We start from the raw sequence: 15,788 nt of genomic DNA on the forward strand, positions 1-15,788 counted from the left end.
CATTGATTAAAGATATTGTTGTAAAAGGTGCCAGAGTTCATAATCTGAAGAATATAGATATTACCATCCCCAGGGACAAGCTGGTGGTGCTCACCGGTTTATCCGGTTCCGGCAAGTCCTCTCTGGCCTTTGATACCATCTATGCCGAGGGCCAGCGCCGTTATGTGGAAAGCCTTTCCGCCTATGCCCGGCAGTTTCTGGGTCAGATGGACAAGCCGGATGTGGATTACATTGAGGGACTATCCCCGGCTATATCCATTGACCAGAAAACCACCAGCCGCAACCCCCGTTCCACGGTGGGTACGGTGACGGAAATCTATGACTACCTGCGGCTGTTGTTTGCCCGCATCGGTCGTCCCCGTTGCCCCCGCTGCGGCCAGCCCATTCAACAGCAAAGCCTGGACCAGATGCTGGACCAGATTCTGGGCCTGCCGTCAGCCAGCCGCCTGCAGATCCTGGCTCCCCTGGTACGAGGGCGTAAAGGGGAACATGCCAAACTGCTGGAGGAAATTCGCAAACAGGGATATGTCAGGGTGCGGATAGATGGGCAGATTTATGACCTGAATGAACCCATCAGCCTGGAAAAGAATAAAAAGCACACCATTGAGGTGGTGGTGGACCGGATTGTGCTGAAGGAAGGCATTCGCCAGCGCCTGGCCGATTCCCTGGAAGTGGCCCTGAAGCTGGGGGAAGGGATTGCAGTGGTGGATGTAATTGGCGGCGAAGAACTAACTTTCAGTGAAAATTTCGCCTGTATCGATTGCGGTATCAGTATCGAGGAAATTGCGCCCCGGCTGTTTTCCTTCAACTCCCCTTTTGGGGCCTGTCCGGAATGTACGGGGCTGGGGCAGAAGATGGAAATCGATCCGGAGCTGGTGATTCCGGACCCGGAAAAAAGCATCGCTGAAGGGGCGATCCTCCCATATAGCAGCAGCACTAACCAGTGGATGTGGCAACTGCTGGCGGCGGTGGGCAAACACTTTGGTTTTGATCTCCATACCCCCATCAGTCGCTTTACCCCTGAGCAAAAACAGGTCCTCCTTTATGGTGCTCCGGGGCAGAAAATCCACTGGACCTTTTACAGCAGTTATGGTCGCAAACATACCATGGATTCGGTCTGGGAGGGGATCATTCCCAACCTGGAGCGGCGTTACCGGGAATCCACTTCCGAGAGCGTCAAGGCGGAAATTGAGGAATACATGACCACCAAACCCTGTCCGGCCTGTCAGGGAGCCCGCCTGAAGCCGGAAGCCCTGGCCGTGCTGGTGGGAGGCAAGAACATCCGGGAAGTGACTGACCTTTCGGTGGAAGAGGCCCTGCGCTTCTTTGAGGAATTAGCGCTGACTGAGCGGGAACAGCTGATTGCCCGTCAGATCCTCAAGGAAATCAAGGCGCGCCTGGGTTTTCTCAATAATGTGGGTCTGGATTACCTGACCCTGAGCCGGGCGGCCCATACCTTATCCGGAGGTGAAGCCCAGCGCATCCGGCTGGCCACCCAGATCGGTTCCGGCCTGGTAGGAGTGCTCTATATTCTGGATGAACCCAGCATCGGCTTGCACCAGCGGGACAATGACCGCCTGCTGGCTACCCTGAAACAGCTGCGGGACCTGGGCAATACCCTGCTGGTGGTGGAACACGATGAAGATACCATTCTGGCCGCCGACCATGTCATCGATATCGGCCCTGGAGCCGGGGCCAATGGCGGGGAAGTGGTGGCCCAGGGGACAGTGGCGGAAATCATGGCCAATCCCCGCTCCCTGACCGGTCAGTATTTGAGTGGCAAAAAACGCATTCCGGTGCCGGCCCTGCGTCGGCCCCCCAATGGCAAATATCTGGAGATCATCGGGGCCCGGGAGAATAACCTGAAAAACCTGAATGTCCGCATTCCCCTGGGGGTATTTGTCTGTGTCACCGGGGTTTCCGGTTCCGGCAAATCCACTCTGGTCAATGAAATACTCTACAAGGGAGTTGCTGCCCATCTTTATCGGGCCAAGGATAAGCCCGGTGCCCATCAGGAAATCCGGGGCCTGGAGCATATCGACAAAGTAATCGATATCGACCAGTCCCCTATTGGCCGTACTCCCCGCTCCAATCCGGCTACCTATACCGGGGTCTTTGACGCTATTCGGGAGGTTTTCAGCCAGACTCCGGAAGCCCGGGTGCGAGGTTATAAGGCCGGAAGATTCAGTTTCAATGTTAAGGGGGGCCGCTGTGAAGCCTGCAGCGGGGATGGGATTATCAAGATTGAGATGCATTTCCTGCCCGATGTCTATGTCCCCTGTGAGGTATGCAAAGGCAAGAGGTATAATCGGGAGACGCTGGAAGTGAAGTACAAAGGCAAAACCATCGCTGATGTGCTGGAAATGGTAGTGGATGAGGCGGTGGAATTTTTCCAGAATATCCCCAAAATCCACCGTAAACTCAAGACCCTGCAGGATGTGGGCCTTGGCTATATCAAACTGGGGCAGCCGGCCACCACCCTGTCCGGCGGGGAAGCCCAGCGGGTCAAGCTGGCTACCGAGCTCAGCCGCCGCAGCACCGGCCGCACTCTTTATATTCTGGATGAGCCCACCACCGGTTTGCATATGGCTGATGTGGACAAACTATTACAGGTACTACACCGGCTGGTGGAAAACGGTGACACGGTGGTGGTGATCGAACACAACCTGGATGTAATTAAAACCGCCGATTATATCATCGATCTGGGGCCGGAAGGAGGCAATAAGGGCGGAGAGATAATCGCCCAGGGCACTCCGGAGGAAGTGGCGGCCCAGCCTCAGAGTTATACCGGCCAGTTCCTGGCCCGGCTGCTGGCCCGGGAGCGTCAGCTAGCATAGAGAGGGAGGTAATTAACATGAAGGTAAACATTAAATGGCAGGGGAAAATGCATTTTCTAGGGCGGGGGGCCCAGGAGGTGGATATTCCCATCGATGCTGCTCCGGCTGCCGGTGGTGAAGGCAAAGGCGCTTCGCCCATGGAGTTATTGCTAATGGGGGTTGCGGGCTGTACCGCCATTGATATTGTCTCCATTCTGGAGAAAATGCGCCTCAATTTGCAGGATTTTGTCGTAGAGGTTGAAGGGGAGCGGGCTGCTGATCACCCCAAAGTATTTACTGAAATCACCCTGGTTTACAGGGTCTGGGGCGAAATTCCAGAGGAGAAGCTGGTCAAGGCCATTGAACTGTCCCTGGATAAATACTGCAGTGCTTCTAACACCGTCAAAGGGGTAGCTAAAATCAATTATCGCTACGAAATTAACGGGGTGGTATGATGAAAAAACGGCAGTGCTGGAGCTGGCTGCTGTTTTTCTCCTTGCTGCTCGGCGGATGCAGCTTGCCCGGTATGGGGCCAGCTGCCGAGGATTTGAGCAAAGCAGCAAGCCAGTTTGCTGAAGCCCGCCTGAGCCGGGAGGAACAGAGTTTGCGCAATACCCTGACCACGGCCCGACGGAGTCAGATAGCGGAAATCTTAGGCCCCCTTAATCCCCACTGGGTCGGCTATCAAATCGGAGCAGTGGATACAGAGCAAAAAACAGTGACTGTCCGCTGGCAGGAAACCTACTCCGACCGCAGTTATACCCGGGTCTATCAAAGCCGGCTCAAACTGAAAAAAGAGGAAGGCCAGTGGCGGGTAGATGGCATTGAGGACCTGACCCCCGACTGGCTGGTAACCGCCCGGGATATTGCCCTGGTATTGCAGCAAAAGGGCGGGCAGGCCCGTACCCTGCTGTCCCTGGAACAATTGCCCAATGTAGCTTCTCCCCTGGGGGCGGAGCCGGGGACGGAATTCGGTGTTGGGCGGGAAGGCTTTGGCCCCCTGGCCCTGCGGCCGGATGGGAAGGAGCTGGCCCTGTCCACCCGCGGCCTCCATGCCTTTATTGCCCTGCTGCCGACTGAAGCTGCTGCCAGGCCGGCCTTAAAGCCCCTGGATTTGTACTTTGAAGGAGGAGTGGCGGCTCTGGCCTGGTCACCGGAGGGCAAATATCTGGCAGCCAATCTGGATACGCCTGCCGGGACCCGGCGTCTGGTAATTTATGAGCCGGGAGTGAAAAAGGTGTTGAAAACCCCTTTTGATGAGCAGTTTCCCTGGACTAACTATGATTTGAATTTCCTCTACTGGCTGCCGACTGGTCCGGAGCTTTATTTCCGGGTGACGGCGGCTCAGGGGACTGTACCCCAGCAGGGGGCAGAAGGAATCTGGAAATGGTCCCTGGCTACGGGGAAGCTGGAACAGGTGAAGAAATGAGAAACCAGGCCTTGCCGGTAAACCGGTCAGGCCTGGCTTTTTTAATTACCTCGTCATAATCTATTTAAAGAGTAACTGCTTTTCTATAAATTTCGTTTTTAGAATTAGAAGAGAGTATCTTCTCTATAAAGAATGAAGAAACTAAATAAGCAGGGAGGCTTATGCCAATGTGTAGGAAAGTGAACTTGTAGCCTAAAGAGGCAATTTCAAAAAGTACAATAGGGAGTTTTGTGCTTGACCATACTCCTAAAAAAAATAATACATAAGCTAGACGAGCGCCTTTTTTTAATAAAAGGGCAGCAATAGGGAAGGCTGCATATAAGGGTCCAGCAGCTGCTGTGCCTAAGAAAAATGCAACGGCTATTCCTTTTATTCCTGAATGCTGTCCCATGTATTTTATCATAGTTTCTTTTGGTGTCCATACATCTAATAGTCCAACGAGGACAAAGGTAGGAGGAAGTATTTTGAGCATGGTTATTATGTTTGAAAGAAAAATGCTAAAGGCCTTTGTTCCTGTAGGTTTATCATAAAAATAAATAGCAATTGTAATAATAAATAAAAAGATGGCCCATTTGTATTTTTTGACTATAATCATTTATTCATCACCTGACTTATCAAAAAAGTAAAGAGTATACATATGATAAGGGCTAACCCGTTTCTCAGTATTGCAGTAGGTTTATTAAAATATTTGATCTCGGCAGGAAGGGTTGCAATTCCTACCGCCATAAGGGTTGATACAAAGGCAGCAACTTGAGTGTAACCGGCACCATTGCTTAATAAAGTAGCCCCAAGGGGAAAGGCGATAAAGCTTGGAATTAATGTAATGGAGCCTATAGACAAAGCAATGATAACACCTAGTATTCCTGACTGTTTACCAATGATTTTAGAAACAGTAGGAGGATTGATGATGGATAAGGATATTCCTACAAAAAACATAATAGACAATACTTCAGGTAATAAATTTAAAAAAGAATTTTTTGCCTTAATTAAGGCTTGTCTTGTTTTCTTTTTATCTTTAATAAACGAAAAAAGTAAACCTATAGAAGCTATATAAAGAATAAAATTATCCATTTATTTTTCCTCCTGAACAAACATTTTTTTATAGTGGGATAAAAAAAACTGTAAATTTTTAATTCTTTGCTGAATATCTTCGTTGTATTCTGCTAGTTTTTCTAATCCCAGAGGAGTTATTTTGTACCATTTCTTTGGAGGGCCTGGTTCTGTTGTATCCCAATAGGCAGTAACTGCATTCATTTTTAAAAGGTCTTTTAAAGCTCTATACAAGGCCGCACCATCAATATTGTTATAAGGTAGTCTTTCGTTCATCTTATTTAAAAGCATTGAACCATAGGCTGGTTCTTCTGCTAACAACAATAAAACGAATGCAGGTACATGACGACCACATTTACCATTTGACATTGCATTTCACCCTTTCGATATTAAATGCATATATATGTTATTAACATTATAATGTTATCAATATATATGTGTCAATAATTATATAAAAAGATGGAGACATTCCTTTTACGCAATCACCAAATTAACTATTGACAAAACCCCGCTTTTTGTGTAACATAGAACATGCAATCCGGCGGCGTGGCGAAGTGGTAACGCAGCGGTCTGCAAAACCGAGATGCGTCGGTTCGATTCCGACCGCCGCCTCCATCTGACTGCTGAAGCTGAGTTTTCGTAAGATTTACGAAACTCAGCTTTTCTGCATAAGGGGACCTTTCCCGTCGGACACTATCCATAAGGAGGTGGCCGACCGTGGAACCTTATGCCATTGGCTCAGCCAGTGATACCAACCTGTTGAAAAAACACCTGTTACAGCAGTTTGACCGGCTGAAAGAAGAAGGCTTTCGCTTTGCCCTGAATGAATTTACATCCGGAGAATATACCTTCCTGGGTTTATCGGTCCACGATACTGGCCAGTTAGGTTATGCCGACAAGGAAATTCGCCAGATCATCCGCCATTTTGTGGCCGGGGCCGTGGCCGACCTGATTGTGGACCGCTGGGAAGAGGATTTGCTCTGGGGCTATATTCACAGCAACTACTATTACTTTGCCCCGGAAGAACAGCATCGCATCTTTGCCCTGGCCTGGCGGGAACTGAATGGGGAAGGACAGGAGCAGCTGGTGGTGCGCAAGCTGTTACGTAAGAACCGGATTACCGCCAAAGTGCTGGATTATCTGGCTACCAATCAAGAACTGGTAGTAGATGGCTTTTTGCGTTTTCGTTTACAGGAATATTTGCAGGAACTGGAACAGGCAGTGGAAAATGCCGTTGATGCCTTTCTTTTGGATCGGGAGTACCAGGAGTTCATCCGCCTGTTGCGCTACTTTGTCGACATCCAGGAACCGCGCACCCCGGAAGTCCATATTTTTTTTCCCCTCGACCGCCAGTTCCGCCTGGAAGACAGGGAGGGAGGGGCCCTGGCGGAGGATTTCGTGGATGACTGGTTGCAATACCAGCCGCCCAGTGAAATAAACCTGGATGACATCCTGGTTAGTGCCTTGATTACACTGGCTCCCGAACGGCTAATTATCCACAAAACCCCGGCCAACCGGCTCAAAACCAGGGGGATGCTGAAGGAGATTTTCGGCACCCGCTTGCAGGAGTGCTCAGGCTGCCATCGCTGTCTGGTCCATTAAACGAGGAGGGCTTGGCTTGTTACCGAAATGGGTAGTTTTGCCCCTGATTGGGGCTCTGATCGGATATGCTACTAACTACATTGCAGTGCGCATGTTATTCCGACCACGGCGGGCCTGGCATTTTCCCCTGATCAATTTTACTCTGCAGGGACTGATCCCCAAGCGTCAGGCGGAACTGGCCCGGGTGATCGGCCAGATTGTGGCGGAAGAGCTGCTGACAGCGGAGAAACTGGCGGAGGAATTGCGTCAGGTTATATTGAAACCTTCGGTTTTGCAGGCGATCAATCAGGGGGTGAAAAAGAGGGCGCTGGAAAAATTGCCTTCCTTTTTGCCTTTAGCCATGCGGACAGTGGCGGTGGAGTTAATCGGTGAGCTGGTGGATAAAGAGATACCGGCCTTACTGGGCAAAACCCTGGACAAGCTGGAGGGCCAGGTGGTGCAGGACCTGGAGCTGGCCCGGCTGGTGGAGGAGAAAGTGCTGGCCCTGGACCTGGACCAGCTGGAACAGCTGATCCTGAAGATTGCCGCCCAGGAATTGCGGCATATTGAAGTGCTGGGCGGAGTGCTGGGATTTTTTATCGGGCTCTTGCAGATTCTGTTTATTTAGGATATAATGTATAATCAAGTGAAAGCGAGGATGGGGACAAGTAGTCTCTCTTACCTCCTTCCAGAGAGGCGGGGTCACCGGCTGCAAGCCCTGCTAAGGAGAGGAGCAGATGAAACCACCCCGGAGTGCCGTTGCCAAAACCGGTTGGTGAGTAGTGACGGACGGCGCCCGCCGTTATCGGGATGGAGAGGTTTTGCCAGCTGGCAAAACAATTTGGGTGGAACCGCGGAAGCAGAGCTTTCGTCCCATAGGGATGAAAGCTTTTTATTTTTGGTTTGCAGAAAAAGGGGGTTTAATCAATGGCTGAACAGTTAGAGATTACTTTGAAAGATGGCTCAGTGCGAGAGTATCCGCAGGGAACTACAGTAGCAGAGGTAGCGGCCAGTATCGGCCGGGGTTTGGCCAAAGCCGCTCTGGCGGGGAAAATGAATGACAGGATTATCGATTTGCATCAGCCTTTACCTGGTTCGGGGGCGCTGGAGATTATCACAGCTGAGAGCCCGGAAGCGCTGGAAATCCTGCGCCATAGTGCCGCTCATATTATGGCGGCTGCCGTGCAGAAACTTTACCCTGGTACTAAATTTGGGATTGGTCCGGCCATTGCCGATGGTTTTTACTATGACTTTGACAGCCCCCATACCTTTACTCCCGAGGATTTTGCCGCTATCGAGGCGGAAATGGCCCGATTGGTCAAAGAGGATTTGCCCTTTATCCGTAAGGAAATCAGCCGGGAGGAGGCGCTGGCCCTGTTCGGGAAACGGGGAGAAATCTACAAGGTGGAGATCATCAATGACCTGCCGGAAGATGCGGTGATCAGCATTTACCAGGTGGGGGATTTTGTTGACCTCTGTGCCGGGCCCCATTTGCCCTCCAGTGGCCGGATCAAGGCTTTCAAGATCATGAGCATTGCCGGAGCCTACTGGCGGGGCAGTGAAAAGAACAAGATGCTGCAGCGCCTTTATGCTACTGCCTTTTTCAAAAAGGAAGACCTGGAACAGTATCTGTTCCGGCTGGAAGAGGCCAAACGCCGGGATCATCGCAAAATCGGCCAGGAATTGAAGCTGTTTGATATTATGGATGAAGGCCCTGGTTTTCCTTTCTTCTTCCCCAAAGGGATGATAATTCGCAATGAACTGGAGAGTTTCTGGCGGGAAGAGCATCGCAAGGCGGGTTATCAGGAAATCCGTACTCCTATCATCCTGAACCGGCAGCTCTGGGAGCGTTCTGGCCACTGGGCCCACTACAAAGAAAATATGTATTTTACTAAAATCGATGACGAAGATTATGCTGTCAAACCGATGAACTGTCCTGGAGCTATTCTGGTCTACCGGTCCCAGCTCCATTCCTATCGGGATTTGCCCTTGCGCTATGGGGAAATGGGGCTGGTCCATCGCCATGAAAAATCGGGGGTATTACATGGCTTGATGCGGGTGCGCTGTTTTACCCAGGATGATGCCCATATCTTCATGTTGCCAGAGCAGATTAAGGACGAAATTCTGGGAGTAATCGAGTTAATCGACAAATTTTACTCCACTTTCGGCTTCGAATACAAAGTGGAATTGTCCACCCGACCGGAGGACTCCATGGGGTCAGATGAGATCTGGGAGCTGGCTACCAGTGCCCTGCGGGAGGCGCTGGAGGCCAGAGGGATGGAATACAAGGTCAATGAAGGGGATGGCGCCTTTTACGGACCTAAAATTGACTTCCACCTCAAGGATTGCCTGGGCCGGACCTGGCAGTGCGGTACCATTCAGCTGGACTTCCAGATGCCGGAGAAATTTGACCTGACCTATGTGGGTGAAGATGGGCAAAAACACAGGCCGGTAATGATTCACCGGGTGGTCTTTGGCTCTATCGAGCGTTTTATTGGCATTCTGACCGAACATTTTGCCGGGGCTTTCCCGGTGTGGCTGGCACCGGTTCAGGTTAAGCTGTTGACTGTAACCGACCGGGCCCGGGATTACGCCGTGAAACTGTATCAGCAGCTGCAGGGGGCTGGCATCCGGGTAGAGCTGGATGACCGCAATGAAAAGATTGGCTACAAAATCCGGGAGGCCCAGCTGGAGAAAGTCCCCTATATGCTGGTACTGGGGGACAGGGAAGTGGAAGCTGGTACCGTTGCCGTACGGCGTCGGGGCCAGGGAGATCTGGGCAGCATGACTCCGGAAGAACTGCAGGAAAGGGTCTTGCTGGAAATTCGGGAAAAAGCTCTTGACTAATCCCGGTCTGGATGTTATACTATGCTGAGTGAGACAACCAAGCAGAAGCCATCCGCTTCTCACCTCAGGACAGCGGGTCACTGAGGTTGATAGGGTCGAACATTACGGCTTGGCCGTAGAGTGAGGACTTTCAGGCGGATGGATATCCATCCGCCTTTTTGTAATTTCAGCAGGAGGTGACTGATTATTAGCAAGGAATTGCGTATCAATGAGGAGATCCGGGTCAAGGAAGTCCGCGTAGTGGATGAAAACGGGGAACAGCTGGGCATCATGCCTATCAAGGATGCCCTGCGCATTGCGGCCGAGCGTAATCTCGACCTGGTGGAGGTGGCTCCTACTGCCAAACCGCCGGTGTGCCGGATTATGGATTACGGCAAATACCGTTATGAGCAGTCTAAACGGGAAAAGGAAGCCCGGAAAAAACAGAAAGTGATCAGTGTTAAGGAAATTAAGCTGCGTCCCAGTATTGAGCAGCATGATTTTGAAGTTAAAGCCAATCATGTCCTGCGCTTTCTGAAGGATGGCGACAAAGTCAAGGCCACCATCATGTTCCGGGGCCGGGAAATCACTCACCCCGAGCTGGGCCAACAGCTGCTGGAACGGCTGGCCGACTATGTCCGGGACTATGCCGTTGTGGAACGGGCCCCCAAAGTGGAAGGCAGGAATATGATAATGATTCTTGCACCAAAACAACACGACTAGGGAGGAGGATCCTGCTATGCCGAAGATGAAAACCCACCGCGGTGCAGCTAAACGTTTCAAGAAAACCGGAACTGGAAAGTTCAAAAGAAGAAGAGCTTTCCACAGCCATATTCTGGAGAAGAAAGCTCCGGCTCGCAAGCGCCGTTTGCGCACTGCTACAGTAGTTGACAAAACCAATGAAAGAAAACTGCGGGTCTTGTTGCCCTACTAAAGGAGGTAAAGGTCAATGCCGCGCGTTAAAGGTGGTACCGTAACACGGAGAAGACATAAAAAGATTTTGAAACTGGCCAAAGGCTACTGGGGTGCTAAGTCCAAGAAATTCCGCATGGCTAACCAGCAGGTGATGAAGTCCCTGATGTATGCCTACCGGGACCGGAAGGATCGCAAGGGCGAATTCCGCAAACTGTGGATTGCCCGGATCAATGCTGCTGCCCGGATGAATGGCATCTCCTATAGCCGCTTGATCAATGGCCTGAAAAAGGCCGGTATCGAAATCAACCGGAAGATGCTGGCCGACCTGGCTGTCAATGATATGCAGGCTTTCAGCCAGCTGGTGGAAAAAGCCAAGGCCAGCCTGTAATTGCAAGCTGAATACCGGGTAAGAATAGAAAAGGGTATGGCATTGCCATGCCCTTTACATCTTTGACGAAAAACCCTGAAAAAACCGGGGAGGCGCATTTTATGCGAAGGATTTGGACCTGGCTGACAGCTCCGGCCAGGGTACTGGTAATTGGTTTTGCAACTGTTATTTTGCTGGGTGCTTTCCTGCTTACCTTACCCATTGCCACTAAAAACGGGCAGGGCTTAGCTTTTGTGGATGCCCTGTTTGAAGCCACTTCAGCCGTTTGCGTAACTGGACTGGTAGTGGTGGATACAGCCACCACCTTTACCCTGTTTGGGCAGATTGTGTTGCTCAGCCTCATTCAAATAGGGGGACTGGGCTTTATGACCATGACCGCCTACATCTTTGTTTTGCTGGGGCGGAAAATTGGGTTAAAGGAACGGATCCTGATCAGGGAATCTCTGAACCAGTGGTCATTACAGGGGATGGTCAAGCTGGCCCGGTATGTGCTGGTTACCACAATTATCATTGAAGGCACAGGTGCCCTTTTGATTGCGTATTTTCTGCATGAGCGCCTGGGCTGGGGACAAGCTCTCTGGTATGGCATCTTTCATGGTATAAGCGCATTTTGCAATGCCGGGTTTGACCTGTTCGGCAATTTTTCCAGTCTTACCAGTGAAGTGGGTAACTGGGGCCTCAATCTGACGGTGATGGCTCTGATTACCCTGGGCGGTTTGGGCTTTGCTGTTATTGCTGAAATTCACCGGGGGAAACACCGGAAATGGAAACAGTTGTCCCTGCACAGTAAAATGGTTTTTGCTATATCTTCGGCTCTGGTGATCATTGGTGCGGTTGCCGTATATTTTCTGGAATTCAGTAACCCCTTTACTTTGCGGCCCCTGGCCTGGGATACCAAAATTCTGGCCAGTCTCTTTCAGGCAGTTACCCCGCGTACTGCCGGTTTTAATACCCTGGATCTGGCCCATATCCGTCCGACTACGGTTATCATCCTGATTATGCTGATGTTTATCGGGGCTTCCCCGGGGTCGACCGGGGGCGGGATCAAGACCACTACCTTCGGAGCCCTGGCTGCGGCAGTCTGGTCTGTGGTAAGGGGCAAAACGGAAGTGGAAGTGTTTGAACGCCGTTTGGGCCAGGAAATAATCTACCGGGCCATGGCCATCACTGCCCTGGCCATTGGTGTAGTCAGTTTGGTCAGCATGATTCTGACCGTCACAGAGGAAGCGGATTATCTTACTGTCCTGTTTGAGACAGTGTCTGCTTTCGGCACTGTGGGGTTAACCCTGGGGCTTACTCCTAAACTATCTCTGGCCGGGAAACTGCTGATCACCATGACTATGTTTATCGGGCGGCTGGGGCCCCTGACCATGTTTATGGCTCTGGCCCAGATGGAAAAGCCGAATCTGATCAGACATCCAGAAGAGAAGATTCTGGTGGGTTAAAAGGAGGCAGGCAAAATGCAACAATTTGCCGTTATTGGTTTGGGGCGTTTCGGCACCGCAATGGCTAAGACACTGACGACTATGGGGCATGAGGTACTGGCGGTGGACAAGGATGAAGACCGGGTGCAGGAAATCCGCGATTTTGTTACCCATGCTGTGGAAGCGGACGTACTGGATGAAGCTGTCTTGCGGGAACTGGGCCTGACCAACTTCGACAAGGTTATCGTGGCGATCGGGGCCGATGTGCAGGCCAGCATTCTGGTTACTGTCATGCTGAAAGAAATGGGAGTAAAAAAAGTAATCGCCAAAGCCCAGAATGAACTGCATGGCAAGGTGCTGGCCAGGGTAGGAGCTGACCAGGTGGTATATCCGGAACGGGATATGGCCGTCAGGGTAGCGCAAAACCTGGTTTCCTGCAATGTGCTGGATCATATTGAACTTTCCCGGGATTACAGTATCCTGGAAATCATTGCCCCCGATGACCTGGTGGGGAAGACACTGGCGCAGTCCAATATTCGTAACAAGTACAAAGTTAACATCATGGCTATTAAGCGCGGGGAGGAAATCATCGTCGCTCCCGGCGGTCAGACCATGATTATGAATAATGATATCCTGGTAGTGATCGGAGATAACAAATCCCTGAAAAAACTGCGGATGGAGGGCTAAAAGTGATAATTACCTCCACAGCCAATCCGGAAATCAAGGAGCGGGCTCGCCTGCTGACAGCCAGAGGGCGCCGCGAACAGCAAGCTTTTCTGGTGGAAGGAGTGCGCTTGCTGGAAGAAGTCCTGAAAGCCGATTATCCGGTTACTAAAGTTTATTATACAGCTGCCGGGATTGGTAAAGAGCGGGGACAGGCCCTGTTTCGGCAGTTAAAGGAACGAGCCATTCCTTGCCAGGAGGTTAGTGAAGGGGTGCTGGCCAAACTCAGCGCCACTGAGACGCCGCAGGGTCTGGTGGCGGTGGTGCCGGTACGGCAGCAGGATTTTGCCCTCCCCCGGCCTGGGCGGGGAATAATACTGGTGCTGGATGGGATTCAGGATCCAGGTAATCTGGGGACCATCATTCGCACTGCCTTTGCCGCCGGTATCAGGGAGGTTTGGACCACCCCGGATAGCTGCGATCTGTATAATCCTAAAACGGTACGGGCCACCATGGGCGCCATCTTTCACCTGCCCTGCCGGGAGTTGACCGACAGCCTGGCCGCTGTTCGGGCAGCAGCAGAACTGGGCTGGTGGGTAACAGCTACTGCCCTGGAAGGAGCAGTGCCCTATTACCGGTTAGACTGGCGACAGCCCCGCTTGCTTTTGCTGGGCAATGAAGGCCGGGGGTTGAGTCCTGAATTGCTGGCTCTGGCCCGGGAGCGGGTAACCATTCCCATGCCGGGAGGGGCCGAATCCCTGAATGTGGCTGTGGCTGCCGGTATCCTGATGTATGAAACCATTCGTCAGAACTCCGCCGTTTAGGCGGGGGTTTGCCTGTCGGGTCTCGGTGGGTGAAATGCTGTGCATAGCCAGGGAAAAAGGTAAAGGACTGTAAAAAAGAGCCCGGAGATGGGCTCTTTTTTAATGGGCGGCTTCCGGCAGCACAGACTGAAAAACATCCATACCTTCGGAAGTGATATGGATAAAGGTGCGTCGTTCAGGGTCACGCCCACCTTTGCTGTAGAGCTGTTCATAATATTCCCGGATCATACGATGGGCGGAGAATTTTTCCCGGGACATTTCGATACTGGCCCGCATCATCCGGCCCCAGCGGTCCTTGTCTTCATAGTAGGTGGGGATTACTTCATTGACCAGAATATGATAGAGGGCCTTCAGATCCTCGGCGTCCTGATCCCAGTGGGCGGCATTTTTCTCAATTACATGGTCCAGCAGCCAGCCGCTGATACCATGCTGGGGACCTTCGGCTACCCAGCCATCCACGACACTCAGGTTCAGCACTCCATTCATGGCAGCCTTCATGCCCGAAGTACCGCTGGCTTCTAAGGGCCGCCTGGGGTTATTGAGCCAGACATCACAGCCCTGAACCAGGTATTTGGCCACTTCCATGTTGTAGTTTTCCAGGAAGACGACGGCATCGCCAAAGCGGCGGTCCATTTTGACCAGGTCGGCGATAATATTTTTGCCATGTTCATCAGCAGGATGAGCTTTACCGGAAAAGACCAGCTGCAATTTGCCGTTCAGCAGCAGGGGCTCGATCAGGGAAGTATTGCGAAAAATCAGGTCCGAGCGTTTATACGGGGCAGCCCGCCGGGCAAATCCTACCAGCAGGGCACTGGGATTTAAAGGCGTACCGGTACGCTGGCGGATGAAATCGATTAAGCGCTGTTTGGCTGCCTGGTGGGCCGGCCAGAGACTTTGTCCCTTCTGATAGGCATCCCAGATGGCCGGATCCTGCCAGGTGCGATCATGTACTCCATTGGTGACGGAAATGATGGGGGCAGAATTGCTTACCTCCTTCCACATCCGGCGGGCTACTTCCCCGTGGATACGGGAGACTCCGTTAGCAATACAGGAGAGCCGCAAACCGGCTACCGTCATCCCGAAGGGATCGCCACCAATCATTTTCATTTGCTCATAAGTCAGGCCATTATATGCCCCCATATATTGTAACAGGCCGTGATCATGGATTTCATTGCCTGCCGGCACCGGAGTATGGGTGGTAAACACTATCTGCCGCCGGGCGGCCCGCCAGGCTTCCTGAAAAGAGAGGCCCTGGGCCATTTTTTCCCGGACCAGTTCCAGCCCGGCAAAAACGGCGTGGCCTTCATTGAAATGATAAATATCCACTTCTATGCCCAGGGCCCTCAGAGCCCGCACTCCGCCGATACCCAGCACAATTTCCTGGGCCACCCGGTCCTGGTTGCTGCCGCCGTAGAGTTTGGAGGTAATCCAGCCGTGACGGCTGCCGGGATAGTTGGTGTCCAGCAGGTATAGGGGAGCATTGCCATACTGGTCCACTTTTTTGATGCGGCAAACCACTTCCTCGCCCCGCACATTCACGGTAACCGTTACACCTGTGTCCTGCAGGAAACTGTAGTCATAAGTCGGGAAAACATCATAGGGACGACCATCGGCCCCGATGTATTGTTCAGTATAATCCTGAGCCCAGAGGATACCGATACCTACTACCGGCAAGCCCATGTCCCGGGCCGCCTTGAGATAATCACCGGCTAAAATTCCCAGTCCACCGGCATAAATAGGGAGCTGGGGGTGAAGACCATATTCCATACAAAAATATGCTACCCTGGGCAGGGTTTTTTGTTGCTGGTACTGCAAAGTTTCTCGCCTCCTGTCTCCTTGATCAGCATTAGTTTTTCTAGAGGCGAAAAACAT

16 protein-coding genes, 1 tRNA gene and 1 other annotated feature are annotated in these 15,788 nt (G+C 51.8%); of the genes, 13 read left to right on the forward strand and 4 right to left on the reverse strand.

Annotation, left to right across the window (positions count from 1 at the left end; genetic code table 11):
- The first annotated feature begins 2 nt into the window (after positions 1 to 2).
- From uvrA to B5D20_RS07110, 3 genes are read left to right on the forward strand one after another with little or no spacing between them, the layout of a single operon-like run.
- Positions 3 to 2,837, forward strand: a complete 2,835-nt coding sequence (gene uvrA, locus B5D20_RS07100) for an excinuclease ABC subunit UvrA (protein ID WP_078665539.1) — start codon at positions 3 to 5, stop codon at positions 2,835 to 2,837.
- A 17-nt stretch (positions 2,838 to 2,854) separates the two neighbouring features.
- Positions 2,855 to 3,271, forward strand: coding sequence for an OsmC family protein (locus B5D20_RS07105; RefSeq protein ID WP_078665540.1), 417 nt, complete (start codon positions 2,855 to 2,857; stop codon positions 3,269 to 3,271).
- On the forward strand, positions 3,271 to 4,245 hold the full coding sequence (locus B5D20_RS07110) for a hypothetical protein (RefSeq protein ID WP_078665541.1): 975 nt from the start codon (positions 3,271 to 3,273) through the stop codon (positions 4,243 to 4,245). The genes B5D20_RS07105 and B5D20_RS07110 overlap by 1 nt, the downstream gene beginning before the upstream one ends.
- A gap of 64 nt (positions 4,246 to 4,309) precedes the next feature.
- Here the strand turns inward: B5D20_RS07110 and B5D20_RS07115 are convergent, their stop codons facing one another.
- From B5D20_RS07115 to B5D20_RS07125, 3 genes are read right to left on the reverse strand one after another with little or no spacing between them, the layout of a single operon-like run.
- A complete protein-coding gene (locus tag B5D20_RS07115; protein ID WP_078665542.1) occupies positions 4,310 to 4,840 on the reverse strand; it encodes a permease in 531 nt (176 codons plus the stop codon).
- On the reverse strand, positions 4,837 to 5,316 hold the full coding sequence (locus tag B5D20_RS07120; RefSeq protein ID WP_078665543.1) for a VIT1/CCC1 transporter family protein: 480 nt from the start codon (positions 5,314 to 5,316) through the stop codon (positions 4,837 to 4,839). The genes B5D20_RS07115 and B5D20_RS07120 overlap by 4 nt, the downstream gene beginning before the upstream one ends.
- Complete coding sequence (locus tag B5D20_RS07125) at positions 5,317 to 5,664, reverse strand: PadR family transcriptional regulator (RefSeq protein ID WP_078665544.1); 348 nt, start codon at positions 5,662 to 5,664, stop codon at positions 5,317 to 5,319.
- A gap of 171 nt (positions 5,665 to 5,835) precedes the next feature.
- Here B5D20_RS07125 and B5D20_RS07130 point away from each other — a divergent pair.
- From B5D20_RS07130 to B5D20_RS07175, 10 genes are all read left to right on the forward strand, one after another.
- Positions 5,836 to 5,910: transfer RNA gene (locus B5D20_RS07130), tRNA-Cys, on the forward strand.
- Between the two features lie 102 nt (positions 5,911 to 6,012).
- Entirely contained in the window at positions 6,013 to 6,897 is an 885-nt protein-coding gene (gene ytxC / locus B5D20_RS07135) for a putative sporulation protein YtxC (RefSeq protein ID WP_159071929.1), read from the forward strand.
- Positions 6,898 to 6,913: 16 nt separating this feature from the next.
- Positions 6,914 to 7,504, forward strand: coding sequence for a DUF445 domain-containing protein (locus B5D20_RS07140; protein WP_078665546.1), 591 nt, complete (start codon positions 6,914 to 6,916; stop codon positions 7,502 to 7,504).
- 18 nt (positions 7,505 to 7,522) lie between these two features.
- Positions 7,523 to 7,755: a binding site (T-box leader), on the forward strand.
- Between the two features lie 48 nt (positions 7,756 to 7,803).
- Positions 7,804 to 9,723: a threonine--tRNA ligase gene (thrS, locus tag B5D20_RS07145; RefSeq protein WP_078665547.1), complete on the forward strand. Its 1,920-nt coding sequence runs from the start codon at positions 7,804 to 7,806 to the stop codon at positions 9,721 to 9,723.
- Positions 9,724 to 9,909: 186 nt separating this feature from the next.
- Positions 9,910 to 10,425 (forward strand): translation initiation factor IF-3, encoded by a 516-nt coding sequence (infC, locus tag B5D20_RS07150; RefSeq protein ID WP_078665548.1) that lies wholly within the window; start codon positions 9,910 to 9,912, stop codon positions 10,423 to 10,425.
- Positions 10,426 to 10,441: 16 nt separating this feature from the next.
- Positions 10,442 to 10,636 (forward strand): 50S ribosomal protein L35, encoded by a 195-nt coding sequence (gene rpmI, locus B5D20_RS07155; protein ID WP_078665549.1) that lies wholly within the window; start codon positions 10,442 to 10,444, stop codon positions 10,634 to 10,636.
- A gap of 15 nt (positions 10,637 to 10,651) precedes the next feature.
- On the forward strand, positions 10,652 to 11,005 hold the full coding sequence (rplT, locus tag B5D20_RS07160) for a 50S ribosomal protein L20 (RefSeq protein WP_078665550.1): 354 nt from the start codon (positions 10,652 to 10,654) through the stop codon (positions 11,003 to 11,005).
- A gap of 101 nt (positions 11,006 to 11,106) precedes the next feature.
- The gene (locus tag B5D20_RS07165) at positions 11,107 to 12,450 is read left to right on the forward strand and encodes a TrkH family potassium uptake protein (RefSeq protein WP_078665551.1); all 1,344 of its coding nucleotides are present in this window, start codon (positions 11,107 to 11,109) and stop codon (positions 12,448 to 12,450) included.
- Between the two features lie 15 nt (positions 12,451 to 12,465).
- Positions 12,466 to 13,116: a potassium channel family protein gene (locus B5D20_RS07170; RefSeq protein ID WP_078665552.1), complete on the forward strand. Its 651-nt coding sequence runs from the start codon at positions 12,466 to 12,468 to the stop codon at positions 13,114 to 13,116.
- A gap of 2 nt (positions 13,117 to 13,118) precedes the next feature.
- On the forward strand, positions 13,119 to 13,916 hold the full coding sequence (locus B5D20_RS07175; RefSeq protein ID WP_078665553.1) for a TrmH family RNA methyltransferase: 798 nt from the start codon (positions 13,119 to 13,121) through the stop codon (positions 13,914 to 13,916).
- A gap of 99 nt (positions 13,917 to 14,015) precedes the next feature.
- Here the strand turns inward: B5D20_RS07175 and glgP are convergent, their stop codons facing one another.
- Complete coding sequence (glgP, locus tag B5D20_RS07180) at positions 14,016 to 15,731, reverse strand: alpha-glucan family phosphorylase (RefSeq protein ID WP_423230533.1); 1,716 nt, start codon at positions 15,729 to 15,731, stop codon at positions 14,016 to 14,018.
- Between the last annotated feature and the right edge of the window lie 57 nt (positions 15,732 to 15,788).

This window comes from Carboxydocella sporoproducens DSM 16521, from assembly GCF_900167165.1.
In the GTDB taxonomy this organism is placed as follows: Bacteria; Bacillota.

What these genes read in the sequence shown, in the direction of transcription:
- B5D20_RS07105 (WP_078665540.1), top strand. Translation starts at nt 2,855, where the DNA reads ATGAAGGTAAACATTAAATGGCAGGGGAAAATGCATTTTCTAGGGCGG.
- B5D20_RS07110 (WP_078665541.1), top strand. Translation starts at nt 3,271, where the DNA reads ATGAAAAAACGGCAGTGCTGGAGCTGGCTGCTGTTTTTCTCCTTGCTG.
- B5D20_RS07115 (WP_078665542.1), bottom strand. Translation starts at nt 4,840, where the DNA reads ATGATTATAGTCAAAAAATACAAATGGGCCATCTTTTTATTTATTATT.
- B5D20_RS07120 (WP_078665543.1), bottom strand. Translation starts at nt 5,316, where the DNA reads ATGGATAATTTTATTCTTTATATAGCTTCTATAGGTTTACTTTTTTCG.
- B5D20_RS07125 (WP_078665544.1), bottom strand. Translation starts at nt 5,664, where the DNA reads ATGTCAAATGGTAAATGTGGTCGTCATGTACCTGCATTCGTTTTATTG.
- thrS (WP_078665547.1), top strand. Translation starts at nt 7,804, where the DNA reads ATGGCTGAACAGTTAGAGATTACTTTGAAAGATGGCTCAGTGCGAGAG.
- rpmI (WP_078665549.1), top strand. Translation starts at nt 10,442, where the DNA reads ATGCCGAAGATGAAAACCCACCGCGGTGCAGCTAAACGTTTCAAGAAA.
- rplT (WP_078665550.1), top strand. Translation starts at nt 10,652, where the DNA reads ATGCCGCGCGTTAAAGGTGGTACCGTAACACGGAGAAGACATAAAAAG.
- B5D20_RS07165 (WP_078665551.1), top strand. Translation starts at nt 11,107, where the DNA reads ATGCGAAGGATTTGGACCTGGCTGACAGCTCCGGCCAGGGTACTGGTA.
- B5D20_RS07170 (WP_078665552.1), top strand. Translation starts at nt 12,466, where the DNA reads ATGCAACAATTTGCCGTTATTGGTTTGGGGCGTTTCGGCACCGCAATG.